The following is a 17,726-nucleotide window of genomic DNA, read 5'->3' as shown; positions in this document are numbered from 1 at the left end:
TAACAAGATCTTTTTGTCCCGCCAGCCGATGAGCCGCGCGCTGTCTCATCGGCTGTATTCATGCGGGCCGACCAATCGATCTACGTCGATTACGCAGGAGGACCGGAGACCCCGTGGCTACAGAGGATCCCCTACAGCACGAATACGGTGCCAGCGATATCACCGTTCTGGAAGGCCTGGAGGCCGTCAGGAAACGTCCGGGGATGTACATCGGCTCCACCGGGCCTCGCGGACTGCACCACCTGGTGTACGAAGTGGTCGACAACTCGGTTGACGAGGCACTCGCCGGCTACTGCGATCACATCGAGATCACGCTGCAGGCAGACGGCGGTGTGCGCGTGTCCGACAACGGTCGCGGTATCCCCGTGGACATGCACCCCAGCGAGGGCAAGCCCACCGTTGAAGTGGTCATGACCATCCTGCACGCCGGCGGCAAGTTCGGCGGCGGCGGGTACGCCGTCTCCGGCGGTCTGCACGGTGTGGGTATTTCCGTGGTGAATGCGTTGTCGTCCCGAGTGAACACCGTGGTGCGCCGTCAAGGTTTTGAATGGCGCATGAACTTCGCCAACGGAGGCGTGCCGCAGGGTCAGCTCGAAAAAGGCGAGGCCACCGAGGACACCGGTACCACCCAGACGTTCTACCCGGACGCCGAGATCTTCGAAACCGTTGACTTCGACTTCGAGACGTTGCGCGCTCGCTTCCAGCAGATGGCCTTCCTGAACAAGGGCCTGCGTATCACTCTCACGGACGAGCGCCGCCAGGATGAAACGGGCGAAGAGATCGCGGGGTCCGATAACAAGGTCACCGAAGAGGAACCGGTAGAGGGTCAGGACGGCGGCACCGTCAATGCCGCGTATGGAGAGACCCACACCAACCAGAACGGTGACCTGCAGGTTGTCTACAAGTACGACCGCGGTCTGCTGGACTACGTGACCTTCTTGAACGCTTCCAAGAAAGCGGATCTGATCCACGACGACGTCATTGCGTTGGAAGTGGAAGACGAAGACAAGAAAATGTCGTTGGAACTGGCCATGCAGTGGACCACCGCGTTCACGGAGTCGGTGCACACCTACGCCAACACGATCAACACCCACGAGGGCGGCACGCACGAAGAGGGCTTCCGCTCCGCGCTGACCACGCTGATCAACCGCTACGCGCGTGAGAACAAGCTGCTGCGCGACAAGGATGAGAACCTCACCGGCGACGACGTCCGTGAGGGCCTGACCGCGGTGGTGTCCATCAAGCTGGGCGAACCCCAGTTCGAGGGTCAGACCAAGACCAAGCTGGGCAACTCCGAGGCCAAGACCTTCGTGCAGCGCGAGATGTTCGACCTGTTCGGTGACTGGCTCGAACGCAACCCGTCCTCGGCCAAGGAGATCATCCGCAAGGCGATCTACGCGTCCCAGGCGCGCCTGGCCGCGCGTAAGGCACGTGAGACCACGCGCCGCAAGGGTCTGCTGGAGTCCGGTGGCATGCCGGGCAAGCTCAAGGACTGCTCGTCCAAGGACCCCACCCTGTCCGAGATTTACCTGGTGGAGGGTGACTCCGCGGGTGGTTCGGCCGTGCAGGGTCGCGATCCCGCACACCAGGCCATCCTGCCGTTGCGCGGCAAGATCCTGAACGTGGAGCGGGCGCGCCTGGACCGTGCGCTGTCCAACGCCGAGGTGCAGTCCATGATCACCGCGTTCGGCGCGGGCATCGGCGACGACTTCGACATCGAGAAGGCGCGCTATCACAAGATCGTGCTCATGGCGGATGCGGATGTGGACGGCCAACACATCACCACGCTGCTGCTCACGCTGTTGTTCCGGTTCATGCGCCCGCTCATCGAGCACGGGTACGTGTACCTCGCGCAGCCGCCGCTGTACCGCATCAAGTGGTCCAACGCCGCTCACGAGTACGTGTTCTCGGACGCCGAGCGTGACCAGGCCGTGGCCAATGGCCTGGCCAACAACCGGCGTCTGCCCAAGGACAACGGTATCCAGCGCTACAAGGGTCTGGGCGAGATGGATTACACCGAGCTGTGGGACACCACCATGGACCCGCAGCACCGCACGCTGTTGCAGGTCACCATGGACGACGCCGCTGCGGCTGACCAGGTGTTCTCCGTGCTCATGGGCGAGGACGTGGAGTCCCGCCGAGAATTCATCCAGCAGAACGCCAAAGACATTCGCTTCCTCGACATCTAGTACATGATGTCGACCGCATATTCCGTATGCGGCATGAACGGTGAATTGTGGGATCTGAGAAGAAACGGATAGCAACGCATGAGTGACGAGACTCCGGACGGAAACGTCCCGGTCGACCCCGAGAACTCGGCTGAGTTCGAAACGAACGAGGGCGCCGTCGTCGTGAGCAGCGGCGACCACGTGGAGCAGGTGGACCTGCAGACCGAGATGCAGCGCTCGTACCTGGACTACGCCATGGCCGTGATCGTGGGCCGTGCGCTGCCGGACGTGCGCGACGGTTTGAAGCCCGTGCACCGCCGCGTGATCTACACGATGTTCGACGGCGGTTACCGCCCCGAGCGTTCTTTCAACAAGTGCGCGCGCGTGGTCGGCGACGTGATGGGTAACTATCACCCGCACGGTGACTCCGCGATCTACGACGCCCTGGTGCGTCTGATCCAGGGCTGGATCATGCGCTACCCGCTCGCGCTGGGCCAGGGTAACTTCGGTTCGCCCGGTAATGACGGCGCTGCGGCCCCGCGTTACACCGAGACCAAGATGGCGCCGCTGGCCATGGAGATGGTCCGGGACATCCACGAGGACACCGTGGATTTCCAGGACAACTACGACGGCAAGCAGCAGGAACCCACCGTCCTGCCGGCGCGCTTTCCCAACCTGCTGGTCAACGGTTCCTCCGGCATTGCCGTGGGTATGGCCACCAACATTCCGCCGCACAACCTGCGCGAGGTGGCGGACGGCGTGCAGTGGTACCTCAAGAACCCCACCGTGGATCGCGAGACCCTGCTCGAAGAGCTCATCAAGCGGGTCAAGGGTCCGGACTTCCCCACGGGAGCTCAGATCCTGGGGCACAAGGGCATCGAGGACGCTTACCGCACCGGTCGCGGGTCCATCACCATGCGCGCGGTGGTCAATGTGGAGGAGATCCACGGTCGCACGTGCCTGGTGATCACCGAGTTGCCGTACCAGGTGAACCCGGACAACCTGGCCGTGAAGATCGCTGACCTCGTCAAGGACGGCCGCGTGCAGGGCATCGCGGACATGCGCGACGAGACCTCCGGTCGTACCGGTCAGCGCCTGGTGATCGTGCTCAAGCGCGATGCCGTTCCCAAGGTGGTGCTCAACAACCTCTACAAGCACACCCAGCTGCAGGAGAATTTCTCCGCGAACATGCTGGCGCTCGTGGACGGTGTGCCGCGCACCCTGTCCCTCGATGCGTTCGTGCACCACTGGGTCACGCACCAGATGGAAGTCATTGTGCGTCGCACCCGGTACCGCCTCAGGCAGGCCGAGGAAGAAGCACACATCCTGCGCGGGCTCCTCAAGGCACTGGACGCTCTGGACGAAGTCATCGCACTGATCCGCCGTTCTCCCACCGTGGAAGAAGCCCGCAACGGGCTCATGGAGCTGCTCGACATCGACGAGCCCCAGGCCCAGGCGATCCTCAACATGCAGTTGCGCCGCTTGGCCGCCCTGGAACGTCAGAAGATCCAGGATCGCCACGCGGAGCTCGAGCGACTCATCGCGGAGTACCAGGCGATCATCGCGTCCGAAGACCGCCAGCGCGAGATCATCTCAGAGGAGCTCGCTGAGATCGTTAACCACTACGGTGACGATCGCCGCAGCGAGATCCTCTTCGGTTACGACGGCGACATGTCCATGGAAGACCTCATTCCCGAAGAGGAAGTGGTCGTCACCATCACTCGCGACGGGTACGTCAAGCGCACCCGCTCGGACGAGTACCGCTCGCAGCACCGCGGTGGCCGTGGCATCAAGGGCGCGCAGTTGCGCGGCGGTGACGTGGTGGAGCACTTCTTCGTCACGACCACGCACAACTGGATCCTGTTCTTCACCACGTTCGGTCGCGTATACCGCGCCAAGGCGTACGAGCTGGTCGAAGCCGGCCGCGACGCCAAGGGCCAGCACGTGGCCAACCTGCTGGAGTTCCAGCCGGACGAGCGCATCGCGCAGGTCATGCAGTTGCGCACCTACCAGGACGCTCCGTACCTGGTGCTGGCCACCCGCCGCGGCCTGGTCAAGAAGTCGCGCCTCTCGGACTATGACACCAACCGCACCGCTGGCGTGATCGCCATCAACCTGCGCGACGACGACGAGCTGGTCTTGGCCATGCTTGCCACTCCCGCGAACGACATCATGCTGATTTCGCGCCTGGGCCAATCGTTGCGTTTCACCGCCGACGACGACGCCCTGCGTCCCATGGGTCGCGCGACCTCCGGTGTAACCGGCATGAAATTCCGCGACGGTGACGAGTTGCTGTCCGCTAACGTGGTTACCGACGACGCGTACGTGTTCGTGGTGACCGAGGGTGGCTACGCCAAACGCACCGCGGTCAGCGAGTACCGCGTGCAGGGCCGCGGTGGCCTGGGCATCAAGGTCGCCAAGCTTGCCGATGATCGCGGTGGCCTGGTGGGCGGTCTGATCGTGGGTGAAGCGGACGAGGTCCTCGTGGTCATGTCCGGTGGCAAGGTGGTCCGTTCCAACGTGGCAGAGGTTCCCGCTCGCGGGCGCGACACGATGGGCGTGATCTTCGCCAAACCTGGTCCCTCGGATCACATTGTCGGAGTTGCTCACAACGCCGAACGAGAGATCGAGAAAAAGGTTGATTCCGAGGCGGAGGAGGGCGGCGACGTCGTCCCCGAGGAAGCTCAGGAAGACGCAGCGGACCAGGGCATTGATGTCGAGGCAACCTCGGACGATGCAGTAGCGTTGGAAAACAACGACAACGGAGGTGAAGCATGAGTGCAAGCTCAGCCTCAAAGGGCGCCAAGCCCGCGAAGAACTCTTCGGTGAGTCCCGCCAAGGGCGGCACCACAACCGCGGAGAAGAAGCAGGCCACGCCCGCTGCGAAGAAGCCTCAGAACCAGTCCAACAAGGGACTGGTTCGCCCCGCACCCCGCGCCAAGGTGCGCCGCGCGCGGCTCGTGGTCTCCAAGGTCGACACCTGGTCGGTGCTCAAGCTCGCGTTCCTGCTCTCCGTTGCACTGGGCATCATCACGGTCGTGGCATCGCTGGTGCTGTGGCTCGTGCTGAACCTCACCGGCCTGTTCGACGGCATCAACGAGATGCTGTCGATGCTTGGCGGCAACGCCGGCGGCACGGACATCAAGGAATTCCTCTCCCTGGGCAACGTGGCGCTGTTCGCGACGATCATCTCCGTGGTCAACGTGATTTTGCTGACCGCACTGTCCGTGCTGGGAGCTCTGTTGTACAACATTGCGGCCGCACTGATCGGCGGTATCGGGGTGACCCTGACCGACGACTGATCGGTCCACGATTTGGCGCCGGGGGAAACCTCCGGTAAAGTTTCAGCTCGGTCAACCAAGAAGTTAGCTTGTTGGTCGACCGTGCTACGGGCGTATAGCTCAGACGGTTAGAGCGCTTCGCTGATAACGAAGAGGTCCCAGGTTCAATTCCTGGTACGCCCACTCAACTGAGTTCACGAGTAAAATCGTGTGGAGGTAGCGATGAAGGCACGAATTGCAGCACTGGCTGCACTTGCAGGTCTGTCCGTCGCAGCTTTCAAGGCTTGGCGCGAGGCAGAAGCCAAACGCGAAGCATGGGACTCAGCTGTGGATCCCGTCGACTGAACGGTCAAGGGATTTGGCTCACCTGCTGGTGAGCCGCAAATAAATACGGGGCCTTAGCTCAGTTGGTAGAGCGCCGCCTTTGCAAGGCGGATGTCAGGAGTTCGAATCTCCTAGGCTCCACAATCAAAACCTCCGGGTTCCTGTTGGGACAGGGGCCCGGAGGTTTTTTGGTGCCGGGTGCAACCTGGTTGGCGTCGCCGCCTTGCTCGGCGCGGTGGGTTCACCCTGGTCGACGGTAGAACCGCTCCCGCCGCCCGGCCTGCAAAGGGATCGACGTTGCGACCCGAAAAACCCGATTTTCTGGTTCTAACGTGCATCAGTTTGCGGGGCGGGCTGCTCGAGCGGCGTTGGCGTAAGAAACATTGCAGAACCTCCTTGCCACAGTGGTGTATCAATCCGCCCGAACAGTTAACGCGTGAAATACTGACGAACAATTGCTGTGACCCCCCTCATGATTGCCAAGTCAGTGGAGTAGCCGAATGCGCGATAAAACACCTTTTCTGCCGGATCCATCGGTGAATCCTCATGAGCAATTGGAACGGATCAAAAAGTGGCGCATCATTGGGCCGGGTCTGGTCGTTGCAGCCACCGGTGTGGGTGCAGCAGACATGGTTGCAACCCTGACCGCCGGTTCCCGCTACGGCTACACGCTGCTGTGGGCGGTGGTCGTGGGCACCATCATGAAGATCGTTCTGGTGGAGGGCGCGGGCCGTTACTCACTGTCCAGCGGCCGCACGATCTTCGAGGGCTGGCGCTCGCTGGGGCGTTGGACGTCCTGGTACTTCGGTCCGTACATCCTCATCTGGGGCTTCGTGTATGGCGCGACCGCTATGTCTTCATCCGCACTTCCCTTGGCTGCGCTGTTCCCGTTCCTGCCGCTGTGGGCTTGGGCCATCATGATGGGCCTGATCGGTTTTGGCATTGTGTGGATGGGGCGTTATGCCGCGGTAGAGAAAATCACCGCCGCCATGGTGGGCATCATGTTCCTGGTCATGGTGGGTCTGGCGATCATCACGCTGCCCAACATCCCCGAGATGCTCAAGGGTCTGATCCCCGTGATCCCCCAGGGCGGCGTGGTTTACACGCTCGCACTCGCCGGTGGCGTGGGTGGCACCATCACTCTCGCGGCGTACGGTTACTGGCTGCGCGAAAAGGGCTGGCACCAGCCCCGCTGGATGCGCGTCATGCAGCTCGACAACGCCGTGGCATATGCCATTACCGGCATCTTTGTGCTCGCCATGCTGGTCGTGGGTGCTGAGGTGCTCTACTCCGCCGGTTACGCCATCAGCGCCGGCGACCGCGGCCTGCTCGACCTCGACGCCGTGCTGCGCGAACGCTACGGCGACGTGATCGGTGTGATCTTCCTGATCGGCTTCTGGGCCGCGTCCTTCTCGTCGGTGGTGGGCGTGTGGTCCGGCGTCTCGCTCATGTTCGCCGATTACTGGGGCAACATTCGCAACCGTCCCAAGGACCACCCGGACACCCGCAACGGCGGCAAGTACTTCAAGTTCTACCTGCTGTGGCTCACATTCCCGCCCATGCTTCTGCTCCTGCTGGACCGGCCTGTGTTCCTGATTCTGCTGTACGGCGTGCTGGGCGCATTGTTCATGCCGTTCCTTGCCGTAACACTGCTGGGACTGCTCAACACCTCGCGCACCCCCAAGAACTGGCGCAACGGCATGTTCACGAACGCCGTGCTCGTCATCTGCGCCGTGCTGTTCGGCATCCTGGGCATTTACCAAGTCTGGGACACCGTCTCGGGCGCCTTTTCCTAGCGACACCGGGTCGTGCCCCACGGCCTTAAACGCCGACGCCGCCGGTGCCCCTTCTCGGGGCCCGGCGGCGTCGCTGTGTTTCTAGCTAGCGCGGAGCTGGCTCAGATCACTTGTTGTTGTCCTCGGGCTTGGAACCCTTGATCTGTTCCTTGACCTCGTTGACGGTCTGCTTGGCATCCTCGGCGACGGACTTGGCGCCGTCAGATGCGCGGTGAGCAGCCTGGGAAGTGGTGCCCTGATCGTTCACCGGAGCGGTCGGATCCTTGATGTCGTCAACCTTGGCACCCTGGCCTGCGGCCACGGTGGTGGAGTTGTTGACCGGGGAAGCGGACACGCGCGGGGACGTGGTGGCCGGGGTCTTCCAGGGATCCTGGACCGGGCGGGAAGCGCGCCATGCGGCAACGCCGGCCACGGCACCGGCAGCGATCAAACCGAGGATCAACAGACCCTTATTGCCGCCCTGAGCCTTCTTCTGCTTCTTGGCGTACTCCTTGGCGGAGTTGCGGGCAGCCTTCTGGATGCGCTTGACGGTCTTCTTGTCACCGGTGAGCTTGGTGACCAGAGCGTCGAACTGATCCGAGGTGTCTGCATCGGCGACCTTGGCGGCCAGAGCCGCCACGGCGCCGTCGTACTTGCCCTGAGCCGCAGCGCGACCCTTGGCGGTGTTCTTTGCGGCCTTTGCGGCCAGCGGTGCGGCGGCGGCTGCACCGGCAGCGGCGGCCTTCTCGCTGCGTGCCTTCACGGTGCCGCCCAGTTCCTGAGCCTTACCCAGGCCCTCCTGAACGTACGGGCCGGAAGACTGAACACCGGTGGCCAGGGCGGATGCGCCCGTCTCGACACCGTGCTGCAGCTTGGTCCCCAAGTGACCGATTTCGTTGGACAGCCATGCGCCGGCGTCCACGACCTTTGCCTCGGCACCCTTCTGCGCCAGCTTGGCCTTCTTCTGGCTCTTGCTCTTGAACAAGCTCATAACGTGTCCCTCCTGAAGTAGTGACATTAAAAAGCTCCACAATCAGCATACGGGCTTATTAGTAGCTCACGAGGGCTCAATCAGCGGATTCATGGGCTTTTCACTGTGCGCTGAACGGCTCCCCGCGCCCCTGACGCGCTCCGGGGAGCGTGCCACAATGACACCATGACTGCTATTGCCACGCACAAGGCGACCATCCACACCAACCACGGCGACATTGTGGTGGACCTCTTCGGTAACCACGCACCCAAGACCGTGAAGAACTTCGTCGGCCTGTCGGACGGAACCCAGGAATGGGCCGATCCCCGCACGGGTGAGAAGCAGAACGGTCCCCTCTACAAGGACGTCGTGTTCCACCGCATCATCAAGGACTTCATGATCCAGGGCGGTGACCCGCTGGGCCAGGGCATCGGCGGCCCCGGTTACAACTTCGATGACGAGATCCACCCGGAACTCAACTTCAACGCTCCGTACATGTTGGCCATGGCCAACGCGGGTCTGCGTAACGGTCGCGGCACCAACGGCTCCCAGTTCTTCATCACCACCGCACCCACCACCTGGCTGCAGGGCAAGCACACCATCTTCGGTGAGGTTGTGGATGAGGATTCCAAGAAGGTCGTTGACGAGCTCAACAACGTTCGTACCGGCGGTCAGGACCGCCCCGTGGAGGATGCCGTGATCACCTCCATCGATATCGAGCAGCTCTGACCTCGATAGTCTTTTCGTAGACAAAGCCCACCCGTTGATCGGGTGGGCTTTGTTGTAGCTATGACCAGTGAATATACGGGAGCAGACATGAACGAGAATCCTCAAGAGGACCCCAACGACCGGCAAGACCCGTGGGGCGATCGGCCCGTTCCTGCCCCGCAGTACGGCCAGTACATCTCGGGTCCTCAAGGTGGTCCCGGTGGGCAGCACCCGTCCGGTCAGCATGACCCGACCCGCGGCCCGCAGCAGCCTGAGCGACGCGGCGGTCCCGGGATTCAACGACGACGCCGCGGGGACGGCATGCCGGTCTCGTGGACCATCATCGGACTGTGCGTGGCCGTGTGGGGCGTCCAATGGCTGGTCTACGCGACCACTCCCTACAACCTGGCGTCCATTCTGGGATACGCCCCGGTGCTCACCACGTCCGAGCCGTGGCGCATGCTCACCTCCGGGTTCGTGCACTCCATGCCATCACCCATTCACTTGCTGTTGAACATGTACACGCTCTACCTGTTCGGTCGGATGCTCGAGCCCCTGCTCGGATCCTGGCGGATGCTGGTCCTGTTCGTGCTGTCCGTGCTCGGAGGGTCTCTGGGTGTCCTGTTCTTGGGTCAGCCAAACATGCTGGTGATCGGGGCCTCCGGTGGAGTCTTCGGCCTGTTCGGTGCGCTGTTCATCTTCATGCGCCACTTCAAACGCAACATCACGCCCATCGTGGTGCTCATCGTGATCAACCTGGCCTTCGGGTTCTTGGTGGGTGGTATCGCGTGGCAGGCACACGTGGGCGGACTGATTGTGGGCGCGCTCGTGTCGCTGACGATGCTCCCGGGGCTGCGAAAGCGTCGCTGAGCGGAGTTCTCCACAGGGGTTGTCCACACCTGTTAACAACTTACAAACATGTAATTCCACAGCTGTGAACAACCCTGTGGATACCGGAAAACCAGGCTCTGGGAGCCCTGTGGAGTACATGTTGTTCGGGATATGCACAATGTTCTCCACACCTGTGGATAACTTTCGTACACGGGCTGGGGAGAATTACACGTTCAGTCCGCAATTACCCCGCCCGTCAGATTGACGACCGTTCCGGTGATGGCTCCCGCACGATCAGAGGCCAGGAACGCGGCTGTCTCCGCAACGTCGGAGAGCGTGGGCAGCCTTTTCAGCAGCGTAGCTTGCGCCATGCCGTCGTCCAGGAACTGCCGGACGGTTTGCCCACCCGACTCGGCGAACGGTTTGCCCACCCGACTCGGCGAACGGTTTGAAGAGTTCCTGGGTGTAGGAATCGGCCTCCGGCGCATCGGTCACGGCATGAGGCCGGATGTCCACGACCCGGATGTTGCGGGGTGCCAGCTCCGCGGCCAACAGGCGAGAGAAGGCCTCCTTCCCGGCGGCGCTCACGCCGTGGCCCAGGATTCCGCCGACCGTCAGCTTGGCTCCGGGTTCCGACAGAGAAATGATGACACCGGGGCGGTCGCCACCCATGTGGCGTGCCACAGCTTGGCTCGTGATGAAGCTGGCCTTCAGGAAGTCATCGATCGGATGCATGAATTCTTCAACCGAGAGTTCGGCCAGCACTTTTCCTTGATCGTGCATGATGCTCACGGCGTTGACCGCAATGTCGAGGCGCCCGGACGTAGCCGCAATGGCATCAGCGTGCGCGTTAACGGCTTGTGGATCCAAGACATCCACCTGGGCCGTCTCGACAGCACCGCCTACCGCGGCAATGTCGCTGGCCACAGCGTCAAGTTTGGATTGCGTGCGACCGGCGAGAAAGACTCTCGCTCCTTCCCGGGAGAATACTCGTGCGATGGCACCGCCAATAGCGCCACCACCTCCGTAGATCACAGCATTTTTCTTGTCCAGCATTAGGGCGCTCATGAGACTCCTCCAAGGAGTTCGCCTGGTGACAGGCTTCGAACGGCCTAAGCATTGAACTGGGCCATGACCGCTCTGAATGTGATGATGCCAATAGTAATACTGCTTACTATTTTCGTCTCGGAGAGCGCCTGATTCTTGGTGAATCGCACCACAAGTAGTTCACGGGGCGAACAAAAACCGGCACCCTTGTAGACGCACCTCAATACTCGGTGCTCAAAACCCACCCCTCGAAAGGTTCTGCCCGTATGCCCGAGATGACTCCCGCCCGCCGCAGGTTCGCCCTGTTCGCACTTGCCCTGGGCGGATTTGGTATCGGGTGTACGGAGTTCGTCTCCATGGGTTTGTTGCCTCAGATCGCACAGGACATGTTGGGGGAGACGTACACGGCCTCACCCGAGCAGGGCATTGCCCAAGCGGGCTGGTTGATCAGCGCCTACGCCCTGGGTGTCGTGGTGGGCGCACCACTGATCTCTGTTCTGGTGGCTCGCGCGTCCCGGACCACCATGCTTCTCGTCATGGCGGTGGCCCTGTTGGTGGGCAACGTGGCCTCTGCAGTGGCGCCGGAATTCGAAACCCTCATGGTCATGCGTTTCCTGGCGGGCCTGCCGCACGGTGCGTACTTCGGCCTGGCATCGCTGGTCGCCGCGGACGTCATGGGCCCCGGCAACCAGGCCAAGGGTGTGGCGCTCGCGCTGTCCGGACTCACGGTGGCCAATGTGGTGGGCGTTCCCACCATGACCGCGCTGGGTCAGGCTTATGGCTGGCGCGCGGCGTACGTTGCCGTGGCCGTGGTGTTCCTGGTGACCGTGGCTGCCCTGTGGTTCACGGTCCCCTCTCAGCGGCCCATTGCCGGGTCCAGCCGCAGGGGAGAAATGTCCGCACTGCGCTACGGGCAGGTGTGGATCGTCATGGGTATTGCCGCGATCGGTTTCGGTGGGTTCTTCGCGATCTTCAGTTACCTCACCCAGATGAGTCGCGAACTCGCATACCTACCCGGCGGGGCTGTGCCGTGGTTACTGGCCACCGTGGGTATCGGCATGACCGTGGGCAATATCGCCGGCGGCATCAGCGCGGACCGCTATCCCAAGCAATCCATGATCATCGGGTTCCCGATGCTCGCCCTGGTGATGCTGGCTGTGTGGGCACTCGTGGGCAACCCTGTGGGAATCTTCGTGGCGGGACTGGCCATGGGTCTGGCCAACTCATTCGTCATGCCGTCCATTCAGAGCTGGCTCATCGACGCCGCCGGGGAAGCACGGTTGCTGGGTGCCTCGTTGAATCACTCGGCCTTCAACGTGGCCAACTCCATTGGCGCGGTCCTGGGTGGCGCGGTAATTTCCGCGGGCTTCGGCTACCGCTCGCCGGCACTCGTCGCGTTCGTCCTGGTGATCGTGGGTGGGCTCCTCGCCCTCTACGGGGCCAAACGGCAGAAGGGCTTGGCGCGCCGTCACCGGACCACGGTCGAAATGGAAATTACGGAACCAGGAACTGGCCGAACACCAGTAGTTTCGTCGAGTCGATGAGCAACAGCAGTGCGGCGAGAGCCAGCGCCACCGTGACGGCCACCGACGCATAGGGCTGGATGACCCGCCACCACCGCGTCATGGTGTCGGCCACGCCGCGCTGCCGACCGACCAACGTCACCACGGCAAGCAACGTCAACGGGAACTGACTGATGAGCGCCCACGCCACCCAGCCCGCTCCAGCGACGGGTGCAGCCTGGGTCGCAGACGCTGCCACGAACAGATCGAACGGCACATCGAAGATCACAATGGCCACGAACACCGCGGCAGTGATGTACAGGCCCCACGCTGAGCGGGGCTTCTCGATGTCACGATCCTCGTCGCGAGCCTCCGCCCGGTCACGCGACGCTCGAAGAACTCTGAGCACGACATAACCGGCAAGGGCCAACCCCAGGGAGAGTTCGATCCACGCTGCCGTGGTGCCCTGTCTGACCAGTTCGTGCCAGTGGATGTCGAGCAATTGCCGCCCCACCCATTGCGTGAGCGCGAAACCCCAGAGCGCCGTGCCGCCCAGCAGCAACGTGGTGGCACCCAAAACATGCCGACGCCGCACACCGGCACCCAACGCGGCGGCCATGATGAGCATGGGTGCGGGATCGAAGCCGCCCGCCGCGGTGGTCAGGGTGGAGACCAAATATTCCTGGATGGTCATATGCGCTCACCACGGACAAGAAGAGGGGTATCAGCGACTGCCGATGACCGAGGGATCGAGACCACGCGCGTCACGTTACATCACGTGGACAACGGGGCGAGCGGCGTCGTCGGGCACGGCGCGACGCAAGATCTCGTGGACCATGGACGCCGTCTGGCCCTGGCCCCAGAGCAGGAACCTGAGATAGTTGCGGATGGGTGAACCTGACGACCACTCGAGGTAGAGATCCGGTGGCACGCCCGTCTCGTCACGGATCCACAACGCCACCCCCGCCAGGCACGTGGGGACCGAGGAACCGTCCACGTGGATGACTCGGTGTGAGCCTACGGTGCGCGAAACCAAGGACACCTTGTCGGAGAAATCGGACGGATCCCGCAGTTTGACCTCCACGAACCACACGTCCGCATCCTCCACCAGGGCGTGGGACAGGCGCTCGGTCATCAGTTTCTCCCGGTAGTCCTCGTCAGCGTCGGAGGGGTCGGGATTGTGCGGGATCAGCTGGATGGCGTGGCCCTGTGCCGCGACCATCGAGGCGCGCAAGGCAGAATCGGCCCGCAGATCCGTGATGCGCAGTTCCGAGGCGCGCCACACGCGGGACGCGAAGGAAATCACCAGAATGCAGACCACGAAGACCGCCGCGATCTTGATGCCGTCCGGGCGCTCCACCACGTTGGCGATGGTTGTGTAGAGGAAAACCGCGGTGACCAGTCCGTACCCCCACGCGAGGCGCGGCCGCCCGTGATGTCTCGCGGACAGTGTCACCGCCAGCGCCGCGGAGGTCATGAGCACCAACACCCCGGTCGCATAGGCGCCGCCCTGGGCATCCACGTCCGCGTCGAAGATCCACGTGATGATGAAGGCCACCAGCGTGAAGACCAGAATCAACGGACGCACGGCGCGAGTCCACTCCGGAGCCATGCCGTAACGGGGCAGGTAGCGGGGTACAAGGTTCAACATTCCGGCCAGTGCGGAGGCCCCGGCGAACCACAGGATCAAGATGGTGGACAGGTCGTAGGCGCTGCCGAAAACCGGTCCCATGTACTCGTGCGCCACGTAGGCCAGCGCGCGCCCGTTTGCCTCGCCACCGGCGGCGAATTCCTGCGGCGGAATCAGCAGCGTGGTGACCATGGATGAGCACAGGAGCATCACGGCCATGATTGCGGCGGCCAGCGTGAGCATCTTGCGGGCACCTCGGATGCGTCCGGCAACGGCACCGTGCTTGCCCGCGACACTGTGATGGTCAGCTTTGCCGGGGTGGTCGCGACCGCGGCCGGCCGACTGTGTCGTGTCGCTGGGGTCGGCGCCGTCGACGACGTCATGCGCGGCCTTGGTAGCGCTGCCGCCGCCGGCGGTGGATCCCGGGTGGATCTGTGTCATGACGGACACCCCGGTCTCGTAGCCGGACATGCCCAGGGCGAGTTTCGGGAAGACCACGATCGTCAGGAGCAGGGCCATCCAGGGATTGGAGTGCTGGGTGGTCAGCGCGGTGGTCCATCCGGCGAGGAACTCCGGGTGGGCCAAAATCTGCTGAAACCCCACGACCATCACCGCCATGTTGAGGGCCAGATAGATCGGGACTAGGAACACGGCCAAGGCAATGGCCTCGCGAAATCCCTTGAGGAACACCGCCGCGAGGAGCGTGATCAGCCCGAACGTGATCCACAGCTTGGCACCGGTGCCGTGCATCGGCATCACGGGGTTGTCCACCAGGTGGGTTGCGGCGTCCGCGGATGACAGGGTGATGGTGATCATGAAGTCCGTGCACGCAAAGCCCAGGAGCACCAGGACGGCAATTTTCCCGTTCCACCGCGGGAGCAGTTTCTCCAGCATGCGGATGGACCCCGCGCCGTGAGGGCTGACCGCAGCCACCCACCGATACACCGGGAGCGCGCCGCACAGGGTCACGAGCACCAGAACCAACGTGGCGATGGGCGCCAGCGAACCCGCCGCGACCGCTGCGATGCCGGGCTGATAGCCCAGCGTGGAGAAGTAGTCGACACCGGACAGACACATCACGGCCCACCACGGACGGGTCCGGGTGCTCTCGCGCGGGCGCTGATGCGGCCCGTGATAGGCGGCCGGATCCGGCTGGTCGTTGAACAACCAGGTCCTGAATCGCCGAAACATCGCAGTGGCCATGATGATCCTCCGAAGCGCGGAGCCTCGCGGCGTTTCTGCAACGGAACGAGCCTCCGTGGGGCACAGGATGCGCCCAAGCGCTGGGTGATACCTCACAGCTTATTCCTCGCACGGGCATCCCACACCGGCGGCATGTAGCGTGATCCGCGGGGGAAGTTTTTGAGATCAAGGGGGCGACATGGCGGATCACTCTGCGCAGGTGAGTCGTCGCGCGGTAATCCGAGGGGCCTTCGGGCTCACCGTGCTGGGCGCGGGCGCGGTGCTCGCCGGGTGCGGAGCCGCGGAGAAGCTCGGCGTGACCACGGAGTTCAAGACCACCGGGTCGTACGGGGTGTCCGAACTACAGCGGATCGCCTACGGATCGGACGAGAGCACGCAGTACGGAATGCTCGCGGTCCCGGTCCAGGACAACGGCGAACCGGTGAGCGAAGCGGTGCCCGTGGTGGTCATGATCCACGGAGGCAGTTGGGAAGACGCCTCGGACATGTCCTACATGACGGACATCGGCACGGACCTGGTTTCCTACGGGGTAGCCGTGTGGTCCATCGCCTATCGGGGCACCATTCACCCTGATCAGAGGGATCGCGGTCCCGCACGCGCGGGCTGGCCTGCGGCCGGGCACGACGTCGCCGCGGGAGTCGATTTCGTCCCTCGCCTCGCGGAGCACTCGCCGGTGGAGCTCGACGGCCAGCGTGTCGTGCTGCTCGGGCACAGTGCCGGTGGGCACCTGGCCACGTGGGCGACGTCGAGATCGCAACTCGAAGAAGGCCAAGTCGGAGCGGATCCCACGGTGAAACCGATCGGCTGCGTGTCCATGGCGGGCGTGTACGACCTGGACAGCGCGTTCCGCGAAGACGCGAACGACCGGGTGGGAAACCTGATGGGCGGCACACCCGATGAGGAACCCGAAAGGTATGAGGAGGCCTCCCCACAGGAGCTTCTACCCATCGGCATCCCCGTGATTGCGTGTCAGGGCGGTGAGGACGAGCTCATACCGGCGCACCAGGCCGAGGACTATGTCACCGCTGCCAAGGACAAGGGCGATCCGGCAGAGCTCACCGTGGTGGAGGATGCGGACCACAACGCGTGGACCGTGCTCGAGCACCCGGCGTGGGCGGAAGCCAGAGGGCACACGCTGCGCTTGGCCGGTCTATGACCGCAGTGCCGCGAAATACGGTGACACCTGGCCGAGCCATTTGAGAGAAGTCTCGATCTGTGCGGTCCACAGGGGAACTCTGTGGCCCCCGGTCTGGGACGTATTAATAGCCAGTCCCGTGGGATCTTTCACCGTTTCCTTGAATTTCTCCACCGCTTTGATAGCCGGGGTATCTTCGCCGCCGATGAAGAACCAGATATTCACATCGGGGCTATTCTTTTCCACTACTTTGCCCAGGTCGTATCCCGCGGGGTCTGCGGTCACCCATTCTTGACCTTTACTGTAATCCGGGGCGAAATATCCGGCCATGTTAATGCTGTTTCCCCAGATCTCCGGATGGCGCACGGTGAACATGGACGAACACCAGCCGCCCGCGCTGTAACCGAAAGTGGACCACGCCTGCGGATCATCGGAAACTCGCAAGTTCTCGCGAATCCACGAGACCACGTCCTGGCTCACGAATGTCTCGTATTTTCCGTGATTGCCGTCCACGCACTCAGTGTCGTGATTGCCGGGAAAGACATCGGGGATTACCACAATGGGTTCTCGCACGGCAGAGTCGCGCACCGCAGTCTTAATATGTTGATCGAAATTCATGGATTTGCTGTAGGTCTTCACGCTCCCGGGAAATCCTGTGAACGCTGTAATGACGGGGAATGCGCGATCCTTGTCCGTGAAATACGACGGGGGTAACCAAACGGTAACTTGCTGCGTGACCTGCGACTCCTTGCCCGATAATTCGAAAGTCGCCCATTGTCCGCCGGTGGCAGAGGGATCCACCTGCGCACCGATCTGCTGACTGCCCCGCGGATCGAGTTGGGTGTTCGTGAACGGGGCGTGAGGTAGTTCCGCGGCGGTAGCTCGGGTGGGAGCGGTGAGCCCGGCCGTTTGGGTGGCGACCGACCCGCCGTCCCCTCCCGTGGCCAGGTCTCCCCAATTGCCGTACCACTGGTTGTCGTTGTTGAGCTTGAGGAAGATGACCAACAGGGTCAGAATCGTGACCAGCGCTATCGACACGAACTGGATGATGTATCCGGACGCGCCGGGCTTCCGATACCGCGGTACGAGAAACACGGCCACGAAAAGCACAATCGCCGCCAATGTAACGGCCATCACGAAAACTGGCCAGCC

15 protein-coding genes and 2 tRNA genes are annotated in these 17,726 nt (G+C 62.9%); 11 read left to right on the top strand and 6 right to left on the bottom strand.

What is annotated here, in order from left to right; all coding sequences use genetic code 11:
- Nucleotides 1-113: 113 nt before the first annotated feature.
- The 7 genes from gyrB to RF638_RS08275 all read left to right on the top strand — a co-directional run bounded on the left by gyrB (nucleotide 114) and on the right by RF638_RS08275 (nucleotide 7,569).
- Complete coding sequence (gyrB, locus tag RF638_RS08305; protein ID WP_095797208.1) at nucleotides 114-2,189, top strand: DNA topoisomerase (ATP-hydrolyzing) subunit B; 2,076 nt, start codon at nucleotides 114-116, stop codon at nucleotides 2,187-2,189.
- Between the two features lie 78 nt (nucleotides 2,190-2,267).
- Complete coding sequence (gene gyrA, locus RF638_RS08300) at nucleotides 2,268-4,946, top strand: DNA gyrase subunit A (protein WP_368629347.1); 2,679 nt, start codon at nucleotides 2,268-2,270, stop codon at nucleotides 4,944-4,946.
- Complete coding sequence (locus RF638_RS08295) at nucleotides 4,943-5,470, top strand: DUF3566 domain-containing protein (RefSeq protein WP_095797210.1); 528 nt, start codon at nucleotides 4,943-4,945, stop codon at nucleotides 5,468-5,470. The genes gyrA and RF638_RS08295 overlap by 4 nt, the downstream gene beginning before the upstream one ends.
- Before the next feature lie 88 nt (nucleotides 5,471-5,558).
- Nucleotides 5,559-5,632, top strand: a tRNA-Ile gene (locus RF638_RS08290).
- Between the two features lie 39 nt (nucleotides 5,633-5,671).
- A complete protein-coding gene (locus tag RF638_RS08285; RefSeq protein ID WP_315275654.1) occupies nucleotides 5,672-5,794 on the top strand; it encodes a hypothetical protein in 123 nt (40 codons plus the stop codon).
- 47 nt (nucleotides 5,795-5,841) lie between these two features.
- Nucleotides 5,842-5,914 (top strand) — tRNA-Ala (locus RF638_RS08280).
- Nucleotides 5,915-6,273: 359 nt separating this feature from the next.
- The gene (locus RF638_RS08275; RefSeq protein WP_095797211.1) at nucleotides 6,274-7,569 is read left to right on the top strand and encodes an Nramp family divalent metal transporter; all 1,296 of its coding nucleotides are present in this window, start codon (nucleotides 6,274-6,276) and stop codon (nucleotides 7,567-7,569) included.
- Nucleotides 7,570-7,675: 106 nt separating this feature from the next.
- Here RF638_RS08275 and RF638_RS08270 read toward each other — a convergent pair whose 3' ends face one another.
- A complete protein-coding gene (locus RF638_RS08270; RefSeq protein ID WP_095797212.1) occupies nucleotides 7,676-8,539 on the bottom strand; it encodes a hypothetical protein in 864 nt (287 codons plus the stop codon).
- 165 nt (nucleotides 8,540-8,704) lie between these two features.
- On the opposite strand from RF638_RS08270, the gene RF638_RS08265 reads away from it, so the two are divergent.
- Together RF638_RS08265 and RF638_RS08260 are read left to right on the top strand one after the other, a co-directional pair.
- A complete protein-coding gene (locus RF638_RS08265; protein ID WP_095797213.1) occupies nucleotides 8,705-9,247 on the top strand; it encodes a peptidylprolyl isomerase in 543 nt (180 codons plus the stop codon).
- Nucleotides 9,248-9,334: 87 nt separating this feature from the next.
- Complete coding sequence (locus RF638_RS08260) at nucleotides 9,335-10,096, top strand: rhomboid family intramembrane serine protease (RefSeq protein WP_238663069.1); 762 nt, start codon at nucleotides 9,335-9,337, stop codon at nucleotides 10,094-10,096.
- Between the two features lie 194 nt (nucleotides 10,097-10,290).
- Here RF638_RS08260 and RF638_RS08255 read toward each other — a convergent pair whose 3' ends face one another.
- A complete protein-coding gene (locus RF638_RS08255; protein WP_368841774.1) occupies nucleotides 10,291-10,401 on the bottom strand; it encodes a hypothetical protein in 111 nt (36 codons plus the stop codon).
- Nucleotides 10,352-11,125: an SDR family NAD(P)-dependent oxidoreductase gene (locus RF638_RS08250; protein WP_368841745.1), complete on the bottom strand. Its 774-nt coding sequence runs from the start codon at nucleotides 11,123-11,125 to the stop codon at nucleotides 10,352-10,354. Before RF638_RS08250 ends, RF638_RS08255 begins: the two co-directional genes overlap by 50 nt.
- A gap of 245 nt (nucleotides 11,126-11,370) precedes the next feature.
- Between RF638_RS08250 and RF638_RS08245 the strand changes: the two genes are divergently transcribed.
- Nucleotides 11,371-12,648 carry an MFS transporter gene (locus tag RF638_RS08245; protein WP_368841744.1) on the top strand — a complete coding sequence of 426 codons (1,278 nt, stop codon included), beginning with the start codon at nucleotides 11,371-11,373 and terminating at the stop codon, nucleotides 12,646-12,648.
- Here RF638_RS08245 and RF638_RS08240 read toward each other — a convergent pair.
- Both RF638_RS08240 and RF638_RS08235 read right to left on the bottom strand, forming a co-directional pair.
- Complete coding sequence (locus RF638_RS08240; protein WP_095797216.1) at nucleotides 12,599-13,300, bottom strand: hypothetical protein; 702 nt, start codon at nucleotides 13,298-13,300, stop codon at nucleotides 12,599-12,601. The genes RF638_RS08245 and RF638_RS08240 overlap by 50 nt on opposite strands.
- Before the next feature lie 75 nt (nucleotides 13,301-13,375).
- Nucleotides 13,376-15,439, bottom strand: a complete 2,064-nt coding sequence (locus tag RF638_RS08235; protein WP_368841743.1) for an amino acid transporter — start codon at nucleotides 15,437-15,439, stop codon at nucleotides 13,376-13,378.
- A 178-nt stretch (nucleotides 15,440-15,617) separates the two neighbouring features.
- On the opposite strand from RF638_RS08235, the gene RF638_RS08230 reads away from it, so the two are divergent.
- Complete coding sequence (locus RF638_RS08230) at nucleotides 15,618-16,595, top strand: S9 family peptidase (RefSeq protein ID WP_095797218.1); 978 nt, start codon at nucleotides 15,618-15,620, stop codon at nucleotides 16,593-16,595.
- Here the strand turns inward: RF638_RS08230 and RF638_RS08225 are convergent.
- Nucleotides 16,590-17,708, bottom strand: coding sequence for an alpha/beta hydrolase (locus RF638_RS08225; protein ID WP_368841742.1), 1,119 nt, complete (start codon nucleotides 17,706-17,708; stop codon nucleotides 16,590-16,592). The genes RF638_RS08230 and RF638_RS08225 overlap by 6 nt on opposite strands.
- Nucleotides 17,709-17,726: the final 18 nt, after the last annotated feature.

The sequence above is a fragment of the Kocuria sp. CPCC 205235 genome (assembly GCF_040980905.1).
GTDB lineage: Bacteria > Actinomycetota > Actinomycetes > Actinomycetales > Micrococcaceae > Kocuria > Kocuria carniphila.
This window is presented reverse-complemented; position numbering and strand designations above follow the sequence as displayed.

Coding starts and splice junctions, on each gene's coding strand:
- gyrA (WP_368629347.1), top strand. CDS start 2,268: ATGAGTGACGAGACTCCGGACGGAAACGTCCCGGTCGACCCCGAGAAC.
- RF638_RS08295 (WP_095797210.1), top strand. CDS start 4,943: ATGAGTGCAAGCTCAGCCTCAAAGGGCGCCAAGCCCGCGAAGAACTCT.
- RF638_RS08285 (WP_315275654.1), top strand. CDS start 5,672: ATGAAGGCACGAATTGCAGCACTGGCTGCACTTGCAGGTCTGTCCGTC.
- RF638_RS08275 (WP_095797211.1), top strand. CDS start 6,274: ATGCGCGATAAAACACCTTTTCTGCCGGATCCATCGGTGAATCCTCAT.
- RF638_RS08270 (WP_095797212.1), bottom strand. CDS start 8,539: ATGAGCTTGTTCAAGAGCAAGAGCCAGAAGAAGGCCAAGCTGGCGCAG.
- RF638_RS08265 (WP_095797213.1), top strand. CDS start 8,705: ATGACTGCTATTGCCACGCACAAGGCGACCATCCACACCAACCACGGC.
- RF638_RS08260 (WP_238663069.1), top strand. CDS start 9,335: ATGAACGAGAATCCTCAAGAGGACCCCAACGACCGGCAAGACCCGTGG.
- RF638_RS08250 (WP_368841745.1), bottom strand. CDS start 11,125: ATGAGCGCCCTAATGCTGGACAAGAAAAATGCTGTGATCTACGGAGGT.
- RF638_RS08245 (WP_368841744.1), top strand. CDS start 11,371: ATGCCCGAGATGACTCCCGCCCGCCGCAGGTTCGCCCTGTTCGCACTT.
- RF638_RS08240 (WP_095797216.1), bottom strand. CDS start 13,300: ATGACCATCCAGGAATATTTGGTCTCCACCCTGACCACCGCGGCGGGC.
- RF638_RS08235 (WP_368841743.1), bottom strand. CDS start 15,439: ATGGCCACTGCGATGTTTCGGCGATTCAGGACCTGGTTGTTCAACGAC.
- RF638_RS08230 (WP_095797218.1), top strand. CDS start 15,618: ATGGCGGATCACTCTGCGCAGGTGAGTCGTCGCGCGGTAATCCGAGGG.
- RF638_RS08225 (WP_368841742.1), bottom strand. CDS start 17,708: ATGGCCGTTACATTGGCGGCGATTGTGCTTTTCGTGGCCGTGTTTCTC.